This window comes from Bacillus sp. 05T22 (assembly GCF_056396765.1).
The window spans coordinates 108,878-124,510 of record NZ_JBFTMC010000007.1 but is presented as its reverse complement, the minus strand read 5'-3'; the positions used below and the strand labels follow the sequence as shown (position 1 = coordinate 124,510).

General features: G+C 36.3%; 15 protein-coding genes and 1 pseudogene. 8 read left to right on the top strand and 8 right to left on the bottom strand.

Features of this window, described 5'->3' with window-relative positions; all coding sequences use genetic code 11:
* From AC1DIT_RS04370 to katB, 4 genes and pseudogenes are all read left to right on the top strand, one after another.
* Positions 1 to 703, top strand: a pseudogene (locus tag AC1DIT_RS04370) (glucan-binding protein); the annotation flags it as partial.
* Between the two features lie 455 nt (positions 704 to 1,158).
* On the top strand, positions 1,159 to 2,274 hold the full coding sequence (locus AC1DIT_RS04365; RefSeq protein ID WP_016131244.1) for an N-acetylmuramoyl-L-alanine amidase family protein: 1,116 nt from the start codon (positions 1,159 to 1,161) through the stop codon (positions 2,272 to 2,274).
* An 800-nt stretch (positions 2,275 to 3,074) separates the two neighbouring features.
* Positions 3,075 to 4,037: a ferrochelatase gene (hemH, locus tag AC1DIT_RS04360; protein WP_016113753.1), complete on the top strand. Its 963-nt coding sequence runs from the start codon at positions 3,075 to 3,077 to the stop codon at positions 4,035 to 4,037.
* 57 nt (positions 4,038 to 4,094) lie between these two features.
* Positions 4,095 to 5,561: a catalase KatB gene (gene katB / locus AC1DIT_RS04355; protein WP_016113754.1), complete on the top strand. Its 1,467-nt coding sequence runs from the start codon at positions 4,095 to 4,097 to the stop codon at positions 5,559 to 5,561.
* 480 nt (positions 5,562 to 6,041) lie between these two features.
* On the opposite strand, the gene AC1DIT_RS04350 is transcribed toward katB, so the two are convergent.
* Positions 6,042 to 7,304: an ammonium transporter gene (locus AC1DIT_RS04350; protein WP_016113755.1), complete on the bottom strand. Its 1,263-nt coding sequence runs from the start codon at positions 7,302 to 7,304 to the stop codon at positions 6,042 to 6,044.
* Between the two features lie 247 nt (positions 7,305 to 7,551).
* Here AC1DIT_RS04350 and AC1DIT_RS04345 point away from each other — a divergent pair, with 247 nt between their 5' ends.
* Positions 7,552 to 8,832, top strand: a complete 1,281-nt coding sequence (locus tag AC1DIT_RS04345; RefSeq protein WP_044880790.1) for an alpha-amylase family glycosyl hydrolase — start codon at positions 7,552 to 7,554, stop codon at positions 8,830 to 8,832.
* 402 nt (positions 8,833 to 9,234) lie between these two features.
* Entirely contained in the window at positions 9,235 to 9,591 is a 357-nt protein-coding gene (locus AC1DIT_RS04340; protein ID WP_016113757.1) for a hypothetical protein, read from the top strand.
* Positions 9,592 to 9,717: 126 nt separating this feature from the next.
* Here the strand turns inward: AC1DIT_RS04340 and AC1DIT_RS04335 are convergent, their stop codons facing one another.
* On the bottom strand, positions 9,718 to 9,858 hold the full coding sequence (locus AC1DIT_RS04335; protein WP_229161490.1) for a hypothetical protein: 141 nt from the start codon (positions 9,856 to 9,858) through the stop codon (positions 9,718 to 9,720).
* Positions 9,859 to 9,932: 74 nt separating this feature from the next.
* Entirely contained in the window at positions 9,933 to 10,424 is a 492-nt protein-coding gene (locus AC1DIT_RS04330; RefSeq protein ID WP_016113758.1) for a YajQ family cyclic di-GMP-binding protein, read from the bottom strand.
* 142 nt (positions 10,425 to 10,566) lie between these two features.
* Between AC1DIT_RS04330 and AC1DIT_RS04325 the strand changes: the two genes are divergently transcribed.
* Complete coding sequence (locus AC1DIT_RS04325; RefSeq protein ID WP_006093927.1) at positions 10,567 to 11,433, top strand: CvfB family protein; 867 nt, start codon at positions 10,567 to 10,569, stop codon at positions 11,431 to 11,433.
* Between the two features lie 322 nt (positions 11,434 to 11,755).
* On the opposite strand, the gene prsA is transcribed toward AC1DIT_RS04325, so the two are convergent.
* Positions 11,756 to 12,610, bottom strand: coding sequence for a peptidylprolyl isomerase PrsA (prsA, locus tag AC1DIT_RS04320; RefSeq protein ID WP_016113759.1), 855 nt, complete (start codon positions 12,608 to 12,610; stop codon positions 11,756 to 11,758).
* Between the two features lie 317 nt (positions 12,611 to 12,927).
* The gene (locus AC1DIT_RS04315) at positions 12,928 to 13,059 is read right to left on the bottom strand and encodes a DUF3941 domain-containing protein (RefSeq protein WP_016113760.1); all 132 of its coding nucleotides are present in this window, start codon (positions 13,057 to 13,059) and stop codon (positions 12,928 to 12,930) included.
* A gap of 106 nt (positions 13,060 to 13,165) precedes the next feature.
* Here AC1DIT_RS04315 and AC1DIT_RS04310 point away from each other — a divergent pair, with 106 nt between their 5' ends.
* On the top strand, positions 13,166 to 14,023 hold the full coding sequence (locus AC1DIT_RS04310; protein ID WP_016113761.1) for a YitT family protein: 858 nt from the start codon (positions 13,166 to 13,168) through the stop codon (positions 14,021 to 14,023).
* A gap of 27 nt (positions 14,024 to 14,050) precedes the next feature.
* On the opposite strand, the gene AC1DIT_RS04305 is transcribed toward AC1DIT_RS04310, so the two are convergent.
* The 3 genes from AC1DIT_RS04305 to AC1DIT_RS04295 form a co-directional block, all read right to left on the bottom strand.
* Positions 14,051 to 14,248: a DUF3813 domain-containing protein gene (locus tag AC1DIT_RS04305; protein ID WP_016113762.1), complete on the bottom strand. Its 198-nt coding sequence runs from the start codon at positions 14,246 to 14,248 to the stop codon at positions 14,051 to 14,053.
* Entirely contained in the window at positions 14,249 to 14,389 is a 141-nt protein-coding gene (locus tag AC1DIT_RS04300) for a hypothetical protein (RefSeq protein ID WP_003195901.1), read from the bottom strand.
* A gap of 100 nt (positions 14,390 to 14,489) precedes the next feature.
* Complete coding sequence (locus tag AC1DIT_RS04295; protein WP_016113763.1) at positions 14,490 to 15,299, bottom strand: Cof-type HAD-IIB family hydrolase; 810 nt, start codon at positions 15,297 to 15,299, stop codon at positions 14,490 to 14,492.
* Between the last annotated feature and the right edge of the window lie 334 nt (positions 15,300 to 15,633).

Sequence of the window (15,633 nt, the reverse complement as noted above, 5' to 3'; positions counted from 1 at the left end):
CCTACACGAGGGCTATCTTGAATATAACGGTAAGGCATATTCCATGGCTATAGAGAGTGGCAAAATGCAAAAGAACATTTGGTTAGGTTCACATCCAGATGGTAACTATTTTCTTGATGATGGATCCATGGCAACTGGTTGGAATTTGATTAATAATGAATGGTATTATTTCAAAGAAAGTGGGATACATTTTAATACTTATAATGGTTGGCTAAGTTATAAAGGAAGCTGGTATTACTTTGTGGCTTCTAAGATGCAAACAGGCTGGATTGAAGATAATGGGAATTGGTACTACCTGAATGCAGATGGCACGATGAAAAGCTCAGTAAATGGGTGGAACGAAGGTTGGTTAGATGAAGGAGGAAAGCGCTACTTTTTTGATGACAGTGGTGCTATGCGGACAGGGAAATTGTGTGAAGGAGGTACTTGTTGGTACTTCAATCCAGATGGATCCATGGTAACAGGCTGGAAAGTAGTGGATGGTGAATGGTATTACTTTGATGATAAAACTGGAGCAAGCCATGCAGGTTGGTTAAGTTATAACGGGAAATGGTATTACTTTTATGATGGCCCGATGACAACAGGCTGGTTACAAAAAGATGGAAATTGGTATTATTTACAGTCTAGCGGTGCAATGGCAATAGGTAAACATTTCATCGATGGGAAATGGTATACATTTAATAATAATGGGGCTATGATGTAACGAAAGTTTTTTATGAGTATGTAGGATACTAGATACATATTTTAAGAGACTTTTATAATGAAAGAAGACACTTGTTAGGTATCTTTTTTTCTGTTTATCCCGCTATTTGAGGGCAGTAAGATCTTCTTTGGCTAAATGAGGGATCAGCTGCTGCCTGTGAAAATTCGATTCGTGTGGGCTAATAATCAGTAGGGGAATGAAGAAAACTCTACTGATTGAAGTTCCACAGTGATGAGGGATATCATATCCGCATCAAGGTAAAGATTATTTTCATTGAAAAATTCGAAGCATGGTAATTTTCTAGCATGTTGGTTATTCATCTATCTTTATTTCTGAGAAATTAAAAATATTACATTTTCGTTACAAAAATGTGTTGATTATATTAATATATCATAATATAATTCTTCTTGTGGAAATGAAAGTAAAAATTATCTATTATTTGGAGGAAATATAAAATGAAGAAAGCTATTGTACCAATTTTAATGTCTGCAATGTTTGTAGTGCCTGCAGTATCTCATGCTGAAAACCAAGAAGCTGTGAAACAGATTGCTCCAAAAACAGAACAAGCAATGCAGAAAACAGGGTGGGTAAAAGAGGGGAATACATGGTATTTCTATAATCAAAATGGTGTGAAGCAAACAGGCTGGTTAAGTGATGGGGGAAAATGGTATTACTTTGATGGAAACGGAAAAATGCAAACAGGTTATATTGTATATCAATATGAAGGTTACTTACTAGGAGCAGACGGTGCAATGTATGCCAATAAAGGTTGGGTTCAGTATGGTGGAAAGTGGTATTATGTACATCAAGGTGGAAAGCTACAACACGGATTGCTTGAATATAATGGAAAAACTTATTTTTTAAATCCAGATAATGGGCAGATGTTTACAAAAGCTTGGATTGGAGAACATCATACAGGTAACTATTTTCTCGAAGATGGATCAATGGCAATAGGTTGGACTTTAATTGATAATAAGTGGTACTACTTTAACGATAAGGGGCTTAGTTATAATGGTTGGCTAAGCTATAAAGGAAGCTGGTACTACTTCATTGGTGGTAAGATGCAAACAGGCTGGATTGAAGATAATGGGAATTGGTACTACTTAAATGCAAATGGCACAATGAAAAGTTCAGCAAATGGGTGGGACGAAGGTTGGTTAGATGAAGGAGGAAAGCGCTACGTTTTTGCTGACAATGGCGCCATGTGGACAGGGAAAATGTGTGAAGGAGGTACTTGTTGGTACTTCAATCCAGATGGATCCATGGTAACAGGCTGGAAAGTAGTGGATGGTGAATGGTATTACTTTGATGAGAAAAGTGGAGCAAGCCACGCAGGTTGGTTAAGTTATAACGGGAAATGGTATTACTTTTATGATGGCCCGATGACAACAGGCTGGGTGCAAGATAATGGTACATGGTACTACCTGAATACAGATGGCACGATGAAAACAGGCTGGTTACAAAAAGATGGAAATTGGTATTATTTACAGTCTAGCGGTGCAATGGCGATAGGTAAACATTTCATTGATGGAAAATGGTATTCGTTTAAAGATAATGGCGTTATGATGTAATGAAAGTTTTTTAAAAATGAGTATGTATGATACTAGATACATATTTTAAGAGATTGTTACAATGAAAGAAGACACTTGTTAGAGTGTCTTCTTTATTATTTTCTATGAATCAATAGAAGAGAAATAAAAAGGGACAGGCCCTCTAAGGATAGAGATCTATCCGATCGTAAATATAGTTAATGAATCAATTCCTCATTTAGCAAACGCATGATTCCCAATTACTGCAACAGTTTGGCACTGGAGCTAATAAGCGAGATATAGGATGTTAAAAAAGTTAGAGTTATATGTAAGAACTCTTTGATAGATAGTTATAAGTGAGGTTATCGAACCTTATAATATATCTAGTTTTCAATATGCACATGGGCATTTTGGAGGGTTGTACCGTCTATAATGAGATCTCAACATGTTTCGCTGTGCAAAAATGATGCTTTAATCCCAATGTAGATTTGAAATAAAGTTTCGTGATTTTTTTACAAAAATTCATCTGTACTGAAAATTGAAGAACCCATTTTGATCAATTTTTTCAAAATGGGTTCTTTTAACTTATAGAAATATATAGGTTTAATGGGAAACAACGAATTTCTTAACTTGCTAGCAATTTGGTGCTACCCCTTATTTTAGAAATGATAAAACGAAAACGTGGTAACTTTTATTAAATAAATTGTCAAATAAAATTAAAAATCATATTATAAATAATATTTATTTATAATTATTATTTTGATATACTCATTATCGATTGGTATACTGGAAACGAATGTTCTTGAAAAAGATTCTCATTTCCGATATTGAGGTGAATATAGATGAATAAGAAGAAAATAGGTTTACTTGTGATGGCGTACGGAACTCCAGAGTCACTAGAGGATGTAGAGGCATATTATTATACACATATTCGCCATGGGCGTAAGCCATCTCAAGAAGCGCTTGATGAGTTAGTTGGGCGTTATAAAGCGATTGGTGGTATTTCACCGCTTGCGAAAATTACAAAGGAACAAGCTAGAAAATTAACAAATGAGTTAAATAAGCGTTTTTCAGAATTTGAATTTGTATGTTATTTGGGACTAAAACATATTGCTCCATTTATTGAAGATGCTGTGGAAGAGATGAAGCAGGACGGTATTGAGGAAGCAATTAGTATGGTGCTCGCACCTCATTATTCAACTTTTAGTATTAAAGCATACAACGAGCGTGCCAAAAAGATTTCTGAGAACATAAATGGTCCTGTTATAGAGCCGATTGAGCAATGGTACGAAGAACCGAAATTTATTGCGTATTGGGCAAATCAAATAAAAGAAACATTTGCTAGAATTACAGACGGGGAGAAAGCTGTTGTAATTTTTTCAGCGCATAGTTTACCAGAGAAAATTATTGCAGCAGGAGACCCATATGTGAAGCAACTGCAGCATACGGCAGATTTAATTGCTGAAGCAGCGAAGATTCAAAATTATACAATCGGCTGGCAAAGTGCCGGAAATACACCAGATCCATGGATTGGACCAGATGTACAAGATTTAACGAAAGATTTATATGAAAAGCATGGTTATAACACTTTTGTGTATTGTCCAGTTGGGTTTGTGGCTGAGCATTTAGAAGTGTTGTATGACAACGATTATGAATGTAAAGTTGTGACAGATGAATTAGGTGCACGCTATTTCAGACCGGCTATGCCAAATGCAAAAGAATCATTTATTGATTGTTTAGTAGAAATTGTTTCCAAAAAAGCGAATAAAATAATTGACAAAAAAATAATTTTGAATAATAATTAATTTATAATAATTTTAAATAAGTAATTATTATTATGAAATAATAGGAGGTTTCCCTTGATGAATCCAAATGATCGCTTAACAACAAACCAAGGTGCTCCAGTAGGAGATAACCAAAATTCTCGTACAGCTGGTCGTCGTGGACCGGTATTATTAGAAGATTATCATTTAGTAGAAAAGCTTGCTCATTTTGATCGTGAACGTATTCCAGAGCGTGTTGTACATGCACGTGGTGCGGGTGCTCATGGTGTTTTCGTAACGAAAAATAGCATGAAAGCATATACAAAAGCAGCATTTTTACAAAATGAAGGAACAGAAACACCTGTATTCGTTCGTTTCTCAACGGTTATTCATGGGCAAGGTTCTCCGGAAACAGCTCGCGACCCACGTGGCTTCGCTGTGAAGTTTTATACAGAAGAAGGAAACTATGATATCGTTGGTAACCATTTACCTGTTTTCTTCATTCGTGATGCAATTAAATTCCCTGACATGGTGCATTCCTTAAAACCAGCACCAGATACAAATATTCAAACGCCAGATCGTTACTGGGACTTCATGACATTGTCTCCAGAGTCTACGCATATGATGACTTGGGTATTCTCTGATTACGGAACTCCTGCAAACTATCGTCAAATGGAAGGGTTTGGAGTACATTCATTTAAATGGATTAATGCAGAAGGTAAAATTGTTTATATTAAATATCACTGGAAACCACAGCAAGGTGTTCGTAACTTGAGTGCAAAAGAAGTGGTAGAAGTACAAGGGAAAGACTTCAACCATGCAACTCGTGATTTATTTGATGCGATTGAAAAAGGTAATTATCCGAAATGGGATCTTCACGTACAAGTAATGCAATTAGATGAAATGGATTCTTTAGACTTTGATCCATTAGATCCAACAAAAGTATGGCCAGAAGATCGCTTCCCATTAATGGAAGTAGGGACAATGACCCTCAATCGTAACCCGAAAAACTTCTTTGCAGAAGTAGAGCAAGCTGCGTTTACTCCAAGTGCGACTGTATCTGGTATTGAACCATCTGAAGATAAATTATTACAAGGACGTTTATTCTCTTATCCGGATACACAACGTTACCGTCTTGGTGCGAACTACTTACAAATTCCAGTAAACTGCCCATATGCAGCTGTTCGCAATCAACAACGTGATGGTGCGATGCAAATGAATCAACAACCATCAACAATTAACTACGAGCCAAGTCGACATGCTGAAAATCCAGTTGAAGATCCTAATTACCGTGATTCAACTATGAAGCTTGAAGGGTACGTATCTCGTGAAAAAATTGATAAACCAAACGACTTTAAGCAAGCGGGTGAGCGTTACCGTTCATTCTCTAAAGAAGAACARGACAACTTAATTGCCAACTTAACAAATGATTTAAAAGATGTGCATGAACAAACGAAATTACTTGCAATCTGTAACTTCTTCCGTGCAGATCGTGAGTATGGTATGCGCTTAGCGAAAGCATTAAACGTTGATATTTCAGCGTACGTAGGAAATCCTGCGAAGTAATAACATTCTCAAATTTAAACTGCTGTATGTGTCTACAAATATGATGAATAACAAAGGATGACTGAATTTTCAGTCGTATTTTGTTTTAAAATATTTATAAGAGCTTTATTTTTTATTAGATTTTTTACTTTCTAAATGCGGATTTAAAAAGAGATGAATGAGAATATCGTGTATCGATTATATAAATCCATTTTGTTTTTTCGACATATAAATCGCTATTATGAAGAAGAAAAGGGAACTTAAAATTAAAGATTAATAACTGGAGAAGCCCCAGTCTATTACCCTGAAATTCATGGTCTTCATGGATTGAGGCCGATCATTCCGCCTTCAGACATAGCCTTCCGAAGGTCTGCTTTTTGGATACGTACTCTAATAAAACATAGACGATAAGTACCTGAGGTAACAAATAAAAAGGTTTATCTCGTATTAAAAAGAGATAAACCTTTTTCTATTATAAAAGTTATATACTTATAAAATGCATCATTTAGCCTCTTTTTGTATTGCCACTTCGCCTAGTGATTTCTCGCTATATTCATAAGCCTTCTCACCATGCATCGAAATATCGAGTCCCATTTGCTCTTCATGTTCATGTACGCGAACGGGAAGGAAGAAACTAATTCCTTTAATAATGGTGTATGTCATCACGATTGTAAAAGCATATGTCGCTCCAATTGCAGTGAACTGTTTCCAAAGAAGTGCAGCATTTCCATAAAACAATCCATCAGCGCCGCCGCTATTTACAGAAGTGGTTGCAAATAGCCCGGTTGCAATACCACCCCATGTACCACCCACGCCGTGACATCCAAATGTATCAAGTGCATCATCATATCCAAGTTTATGCTTTAAAAAGAAGACAGCTCCGAAGCAAAGAACGCCTCCGATCGCCCCGATTAAAAGAGCGGAGAAAGGAGTGACGAATCCGCAAGCCGGTGTAATAGCAACGAGGCCTGATACAGCGCCGCAAGCTGCTCCCATTACCGTCGGTTTTGATTGGAAGAACCACTCTGCTAAGATCCATGTTAATGCAGAAGCTGCGGCAGCGGTATTTGTATTAATGAATGCGGTCAGTGCTACGTCGTTTAGTGTAAGGGCACTGCCGACGTTAAATCCGAACCAGCCGAACCACAATAAGCCCGCGCCTAAAAGTGTAAATGGTAAATGGTGAGGGGAAGATCCGTTTACGTCTTTTCGCTTACCGAGAAAAATCGCTAGTACAAGCCCGGCAACGCCAGATGTGATATGGACAACGTTACCACCGGCGAAATCTAATGCGCCAAGTTCGCGAAGCCATCCGCCAACGCCCCATACCCAATGGGCAACGGGATTATAAACGATTGTCGTCCAAAGAAGGATAAAAATGAGAAAAGCAGAAAATCGCATTCTTTCAGCGAATGCTCCTGAAATTAGCGCTGGTGTTAAGATTGCAAACATAAGTTGAAACATCATAAATAAATTGTGAGGAATAGTAGCGGAGTAGTCTGCGTTTGGTGTAAAAGTTACGTTTTGTAAGCCGAACCAATCTAATGTACCAATGACGCCATTCCAATCTGGCCCGAATGATAAAGAATAACCGATAAAAATCCATTGAATGGAAACAATCGCCATCGCGCTATAGCTATGCATCGTTGTACTCAGCACGTTTTTGCTACGAACCATCCCGCCGTAAAAAAGTGCCAAACCTGGCGTCATAATCATAACCATTACCGTCGCTAAAAATAAAAACACAGTATCTCCCATGTTCATTCTTTTCCCCTCCTATAATGTTATAAAATGTTACATTTAATGTTATTTTTCATATCATATTCAATAATTAATAAAAAATCAACATATTTTTCAGAAAATTTAAAATATCATGTAAGAAAACCTAACATGGTGTTTGTGTAAGTGCGGTTTGTTCGGAAAATTGATATACTATTCTTACAATTAAAAAGAAGTTGGGGGATATTATGTGAAGAAGATATGGAGAAGAGGAGTGTTGATTTGTTTTTGTATGGTATTTGCTTTCTTAGCGCCTATACATACATTAGCGGAAGAAAAAAGAGAGTGGCAAGATGAAGTAGTATATTCTATTATGGTTGACCGCTTTAATAATGGAGATGCAAAAAATGATAAACAGCTTGATGTAGGGAATTTAGAAAGATACCAAGGGGGAGATATACAAGGGATTGTAAAGCGAATTGATTACATAAAAGAGATGAGATTCACTACTATTATGCTTTCGCCAATTTTTAAAGGTGAAACGTATGATGGGTATGGTACGGTTGATTTGCAAAAAGTGAATGAACATTTTGGGTCAATGCAAGATGTGAAACAACTTGTACAAGAAGCGCATAAACGAGATATGAAAGTGGTGTTTCAATTTGTTATAGAAAAAGAGCAAGAAACGCTTATTGATTCGATAAAATGGTGGATGAAAGAAGCAAACATAGATGGAAGTTATCTTATGCATAGTAAAGAAATATCTCGTGCCTTTTTAAATACAGTAAAACAAAGTGTTCAAGGAATAAAAAAAGATTTCCTCGTTATGACTGATGAGGGAGAGGGTATACATAATGAGTACTATAAGCACATAACAGATATCTTTACGAAAACGGATACACCTATTAAACCACTTTATGACGTTAGTTTAATAGAAAATGGTAAAGTAACAAGTAATTTTTTAGATAATCAAGACACAAAGCGGTTTGTCAGAATCGCGAAAGAGAACGCATATTATCCGCCGGCTCGTTTAAAACTTGCGCTTACTTATTTATATACAACACCAGGGATGCCGATTGTTTACTACGGAACGGAAATTGCGCTTGATGGCGGGGGAGTGCCAGATAATCGCCGCTTAATGGATTTTAAAACAGATGAAAAGTTTTTACAGTATGTAACGAGATTGGGAGAGATTCGTCAAAAATTCCCCTCTCTTCGCCGTGGGACATTTGAGTTGCTATATGATAAGACTGGGATGAGTGTGCTAAAAAGGACGTATAAAGATGAAGTGACACTTGTTGCAATTAACAACACGAAAGAGACACAAAAAGTTTCACTTTCGGCAAATGAGATAGGAGAAAATCGAGAATTAAAGGGATTATTGGAAGATGAAATCATTAGAGAAGAAGATGGGAATTATTATCTCGTATTGAAGCGAGAAGAAGCAAATGTATATCAAGTTAGAGAAAAAACGGGGATTAATTGGATCTTTATCTCTTTGTTAGTTGGTATGAATGTGTTATTTATTGCTTTTTTAATTGCTGTAAAGAAGAAAAAATCTTCTACTCTATAAAATGAAAGTGGATAGATTGACAGTGTATCTCTTCAATTCATGGATAATATATATTTTCTAGTACACTATTAATTCGTGAGTAGTGTACTTTTTTATTTATGAGATGACATCTATTCTATTGTAAATGCAACAGTAGATATTATGACGAGAATATATGTTTTTTATTAGTGATACAGGATGAATTAAGGTGGAATTGTCTTAGAGTTTTGTGGATCAGATTGATAGCGTATATAGAAACAAGAAAGGTATGTGTGAGATTTCCTTCATCGAAAAAATATGTGGATGTATCTTTTTAAAGTAAATTGATTAATTGGTTTAAAGCATTCTAACATAATATTGAATATGATGAATATGTAATCTGCAGGTTATGAATCTTTTTAGTTAATAGGAGGTGAATTTAAAATGCCTTTTACTACTGGGCCAATTGAAAACGTAGGAAATCAGCCTGCTAATGCAAATAGAGCTAAGGTTAAAATCCTCAATCGTACTGGAGGTACACTTAATGGGGTACTTCGATCTTTTAGACTTGATGGTACAAGAACATTAATCGAACAGAGAAACTTTACTGTAGCTGCTAATGCTTCTACTCTTGTAATTCTAAGTTTAGTTCACTCTACTTTGGGACAAGCAGACCAATATGAAGTTGAAATTGTTCCTAATCAAAACGGTGGCATATACAGTGTTTATGGAGTAACTGCTCAGGGTGTTATTATTACTGCACAACGAGTTTTGAATACAGAATTAACGCAAATTCTGTAGTAACTATTACTGATCAATAAAAACTCTCTGTAGGATTAAACTTAGATTCTTTTTCTGTGCTATTTATGAATGTATAAGAGAAATCGGCCGATTAAAGTAATGAATTCTGCTTCATAAATGCAGTTGTCATCTAATGTAGTTATTCTGGTTGGGATGTATCTTTTTTTCATTCCCAACCAGAATAACAAAATTTGTTATTATTACTTCATAATGATGATTAAAAAAATTAGTATTTAAAAATATTGTATGGATATGACTGTTATGCACTGGGATTACTTCTTTCGTAACACCTGCAAAACGGTGATTATGCCTGTCATTGTACTTTTATAGAGTTTTTTCTATTAACGATAGTTGATGAACTGTACGTCGATTGGTAAATCAGCGCTACGAACTGCTGCGATTACTGCTTGTAAGTCATCGCGGCTTTTTGCTGTTACGCGTACTTGATCATCTTGTACTTGTGTTTTCACTTTTAATTTTAACTCTTTAATAATGTTATTAATTTTCTTAGCGTTCTCTTTATCGATACCTTGTTGCAACGTTGCGCGTTGACGTACTGTGTTACCAGCGGCGCTTTCTACTTTTCCGTAGTCTAAGTTTTTAATTGGTACTTCGCGTTTAACTAGTTTTGAAATAAGAACATCTTTTACTTGATCTAATTTAAATTCATCATCAGAAGTTAAAACGATTACTTCTTTTTCTAATTTAATATCACTTTTGCTTCCTTTAAAGTCATAACGATTTTGAATTTCTTTTAATGCGATGTTAATAGCATTTGTTACTTCTGGTAATTCTACTTTTGAAACGATGTCAAAAGAACTATCTTTTGCCATAGTAAGCACCTCCAAATTAAATTCCACCTCTTATTATAGTGAATTTTTGCGAGTTGGACAAATAAAGGAAAATTCGTGTTATAATGAAGCTTTCTTTGGAATGATAAAAATATACTTTATATATAGAAGGGAATTAAAATATATGTATTTGCAGCCAGGATCGATTGAACAGGTAACTGTTTTACGAGAAACGGAAATTGGATATATGGTTGGATTTGACGATGAGGATGGTTATGAGGAAGTATTTTTACATAAAAATGAAGTAGCGGGAGAAATTGAGGAAGGCGATACGATTGATGTATTTCTATATCTTGATCATCAAGAGCGAATTTCTGCAACGATGAAGACGCCGCTTATTACGATAAGTGATTGGAATTGGGTAAAAGTTGTAGAAGTAAAACCTGATCTAGGTGTGTTCGTTGATATTGGTGTTTCTAAGGATATCTTAATCCCAGCTGATGAGTTTCCAATTTATACACCAGTTTGGCCAGAAGAAGGCGATGAGTTATATTGTACATTAAAATTAACAAATCGTGGCCGTCTTATTGCTCTTCCGGCAAGAGATTCAGATATGCAGGAAATTATTGTAGAGGCAACGCCATCTATGCGTAATAAAAATGTGAACGGACGTGTATATCGCTCGCTTCAAGTTGGTTCGTTTGTATTAACGGATGAACATTTCCGTGCTTTTTTACACCACACAGAAAGAAAAGAACAAGTTCGTATTGGTGAGCGTGTAACGGGCCGTATTATTGATGTGAAAGATGATGGTACGATTAATATTTCACTTCTTCCGCGTAAAGAAGAGGGAATGGAAGATGATGCTGCGGTAGTTTATGAGTACATGGAGAGCCGCGGAGGAGCAATGCCGTTTTGGGATAAGAGCCATCCGGAAGACATTAAAGAACGTTTTAATATGAGTAAAGCAGCGTTTAAACGTGCGCTTGGTAAGTTGATGAAAGAAGAAAAGGTTTATCAAGAAGAAGGTTGGACGTACTTCAAGAAATAAAAAAATCCGAACAGGCTCATGCCTGTTCGGATTTTCAGAGTGTTGGGAAACAGGAGTCAGTAGGCTCCTGTTTTTTGTCGTTATGTGTCGGAACGTCGATATATTCGAATTTGCGCCGATAAAGTGAAACCTTAATCAGTGGGGGGTTCATCCCCCGCTGATTATTAGCTCTCGCCAATCGGGCTTTTACGGGCAGTTGATTCCTCACTTATCTTTCTCGTTTTTCTCTGAATCTTGAGGTGGGAGTCTTACTGCCCGTTAATGCGGGGGGGGGGGATTTCATTTACTATTCTTCTACCAGCCCACTCTGTTGCTAGATTTTTTATTGTTGTCCGGAAAGACGAGAGAATGTATCTTTCAAATCACTATCTTTTACTTTAATATCAGCTTTCTTGAATTCGTCTAGTAATATTTTTTGGCCTGTAGTTTGATCTGCTAATCGCTGTTCTTCCAGATTTTTACGAATGGAATCTTTTACTTCATCATATGGTTTTAATTCTTTTTTATCGGTAAGTTTAATAATGTGATAGCCTTGTGATGACTTGATAGGTTTGCTAATTTCACCGACATTTAATTTGTAAGCCGCTTCTTCAAATTCAGGTACCATTTTACCTGGACCGAAGTATCCAAGGTCTCCGCCATTTTCCTTTGAACCTGGGTCCTGTGACTGTTGTTTTGCTAACTCTTCGAATGAAGCACCTTCATCCAGTTGTTTCTTAATATCATTTGCCGTTTTTTCATCGTTTACTAAAATGTGGCTGGCTTTAATTTCAGGTTTATAGTTTGCTTTTACATCTTTATCTGTAATGCTTTTCTTAATGGCTTCGTTCATTGCTAATTTGAACCTAATTTGATTTTTAAAGTCATCTTCATCTTTTAGGCGGTTACTTTCTAATACCGTTTTGAATTGATCACCAAATTGATCTTTTGCTTTTTTGAATTCTTTATCGACTTCATCATCAGATACTTTATATTTTTTTGTCATGATATCTTGTGCCATCATTTCATATAGCATATCTTTTCCGTACCGTTCTTTTAACTGCTTGTCAAAATCACCTTTTGTAATGGTTGAAACTTTTGATGTTGCAATCGCCTCTGAGTTATCTTTTAGACCACAAGCAGACAGCATTAACGTTCCGAGCGCAGCTGTGGCCATCAATAATTGTTTTCCTTTCACTTTAACACCTCATCTAATTATGTTGTTATTATTGTAAAATAGCGAGGTGAACATGAAGTGAAATTGATATGTTTTTTGTGAAATGAAAAAGTACATCAACAAGATTGTTGATGTACTATTAAATCCATTTTGATTTTCCGACATATAATCCGCTGCTATGAAGAACAAAAGGTGACCGCTACTTGTTTTCTCTTTTTGTTTTAACTTTGCATGGGGCAGGAAAAGGATCTGACCGCTTCTATGCATAGCTGGATACTCTCTCCCGTCTAAAAAGGAAGGTTTTATGTCGGTTTTTTAATTTGTATTTTTATAAATGATTAAAGGTGATTTGTTTTTTTAGAATATGCACGTTTTCCTTGCTGGATATTTTTTTGTTCTTGTTCATTTTTTTGTGTGCGCTTTGCATTATTATCGCGTGCTTTTTTGTCATTATCGCTTGTATGCGGCATACATATCAACTCCATTTCTAAACAGTTGTACGTTTATCATTTCCGTTTTCGTAAAGACTATGTATACGAGTAGTGGTGACCTATTATGTATAAAGGTGGATGGGGTATGGACTTAAAATTAAATTATGCCGAATTAACGAAAAAACTAATTGTTGTTATCATTGCAGGTTTATTAAATGCAATTGGAATGAACTTGTTCTTAACACCGGCAAAAGTATATGCGAGCGGTTTCGCGGGATTATCTCAATTGCTTTCGCAAGTGTTAGGCGATTTTGCATCGATTCACATATCGACGGGAGTACTTTTTGCTTTATTTAATATTCCGGTTGTTATTTTAGCATGGAAAAAGGTCGGAAAAGCGTTTACGTTATTTAGTTTTTTATGTGTTGTATTTATGACACTGTTTTTAGAAATTATACCAGTGAAGGCTGTTTCAAATGATATTATATTGAATGCTATTTTTGGTGGTCTCATTTCAGCGATAGGGGTAGGAATTGCCTTAAAATGGGGAGCTTCCACAGGTGGTTTAGATATCATTGCAATGATTTTGTCAAAAATAAAAGATAAGCCTGTCGGAACATATTTCTTTTTCTTTAATGCAATCATCATTATTGCAGCTGGCTATTTGTACGGATGGGAAAAAGCGTTATACACGTTAGTAACATTATATGTATCATCGAGGATTATTGATGCAATTCATACTCGTCATGTGAAAATTACAGCATTTATCGTTACGAAGAATGGTAAAGATGTACGAAAAGCGATTCAAGCACGTTTAGTACGCGGTATTACAACTATACCAGCGACAGGGGCATATACAAATGAAAATAAAGAAATGTTAATGATCGTTATTACCCGTTACGAGCTATATGAACTAGAGAGAATTATTAAACAGGTAGACCCTGGTGCATTTACAAATGTGCTTCAAACAGTCGGCGTATTTGGGTTATTTCGGAAAGATTAAAGAGGACCGGGAATCGGTCCTCTTGTTTTAATGTGTGTTAGTAATGTTTTGTAGTTGCTGTTGCATCTCACGCAGTTGTACCTTTTCAGCAGTTGAAGAATTGGCATAAGCGGATTGCAAAGCATTTTTGGCTCTATAAACGAGTTCCTGCTGTTCTGTGCCGCTTGAACAAGAAACGGCGCCCGAAACAGCATCTCGTGCTTGCTGAAATAATAAGTTACCCATTTAAACCCCTCCGAGAGAAGAGTTGTTTCGTTCTTTTTCTGCATCAGCTAATGTACCGCGGTACGGGAATCTTTCAGCATGCTTCATAACAGCATCGGCCCCTTGTTGGGTGAAACGTTTTGATTTGTTCTTTTTACCCATTCGTAATTCCCCCTTTTTTAGCAGAAAACAACTGACACATCGCTGTGTCTAGTTATAGTATGAGCGTTTTGAGCCAAACTATAAGTAGGGAATTTTTAGATTACAATCCAAGAACCTCTTCTAAATAAAGAGCAATTCCATCTTCTTCGTTTGTTAATGTCGTATGATTTGCTAATGTTTTTAATTCAGGAATAGCATTACCCATGGCGATGCCGTGACCTGCAAACTCAATCATCTCAAAATCATTGTCTTCGTCACCGAACGCAATAATTCGTTCTTGTGGAATGTTATAATAGCTAGAAACTTTTTGAAGTCCAATCGCTTTATTGAGGCCGCTTTTCACAATTTCAATAATCGGCCAAGGAGCACCCCATTTTCGATGATCAATCACTTCTGCATGCATATCTGTTAAATGCTTACGAATAGCTGTTGATTGCTCATCCAGTGCATCGATTAATAAGCATGTTGGATGATCTTGCAAAATGTTTAGTAAGTCGCCTGTAAAAATATTTGGAGAGCCAAATTCAAAGATATGCTTTTTATCCTCATCAATTTCGCGAACATATACATCATCAATTACTTCGGCATAAATGTTTTTAACGCCAAAATCAAAGCAAGCGCGAACGATTTCTTGTGCAGTAGAAAGCTCAAGGGGGGAATGATGCGTTCCCCAATTTGTATCAAGCGGGTGATGAACATAAGCGCCGTTAAAGTTAACGATAGGTGTATTCAAATCAAGTTCTTTATAATAAGCGTGACTAGCGCGAAATGGACGTCCTGTTGAAATGACAACAACATGTCCTTGTTCTTTTGCTTTTTCAATTGTTTTCTTTGTTCGTGCGGAAATAATTTTATTGTCTGTAAGTAAAGTACCATCTAAATCTAATGCGATTAAATGTTGTTTTTTCATGTTTTCACCTCTTATGAAAAAATTTTTGTTTCTATCTGTATTTCCGTTTTAAGATGCAGAAATAAGAGGTTGGAAAGTGTATAGATAAAGTAAAACTTCTATCAACGGGGGTTCTCCATCCCACGCTGATGGTTAGCTCTCGCCAATCGGGCTTTTACGGGCAGTTATCCCCCACCTATCTTCCTCATTTCTCTCTGAATCTTGAGGTGGGGGTCTTACTGCCCGCCAATAGCGGGAGAAACAACCATGAATGGAAGTTTCATTATATATTCATCTTACGTCGCGAAACATGTTAGTGTCCACTATTTCCTACTAAAAATCAGAAAAGTCAATG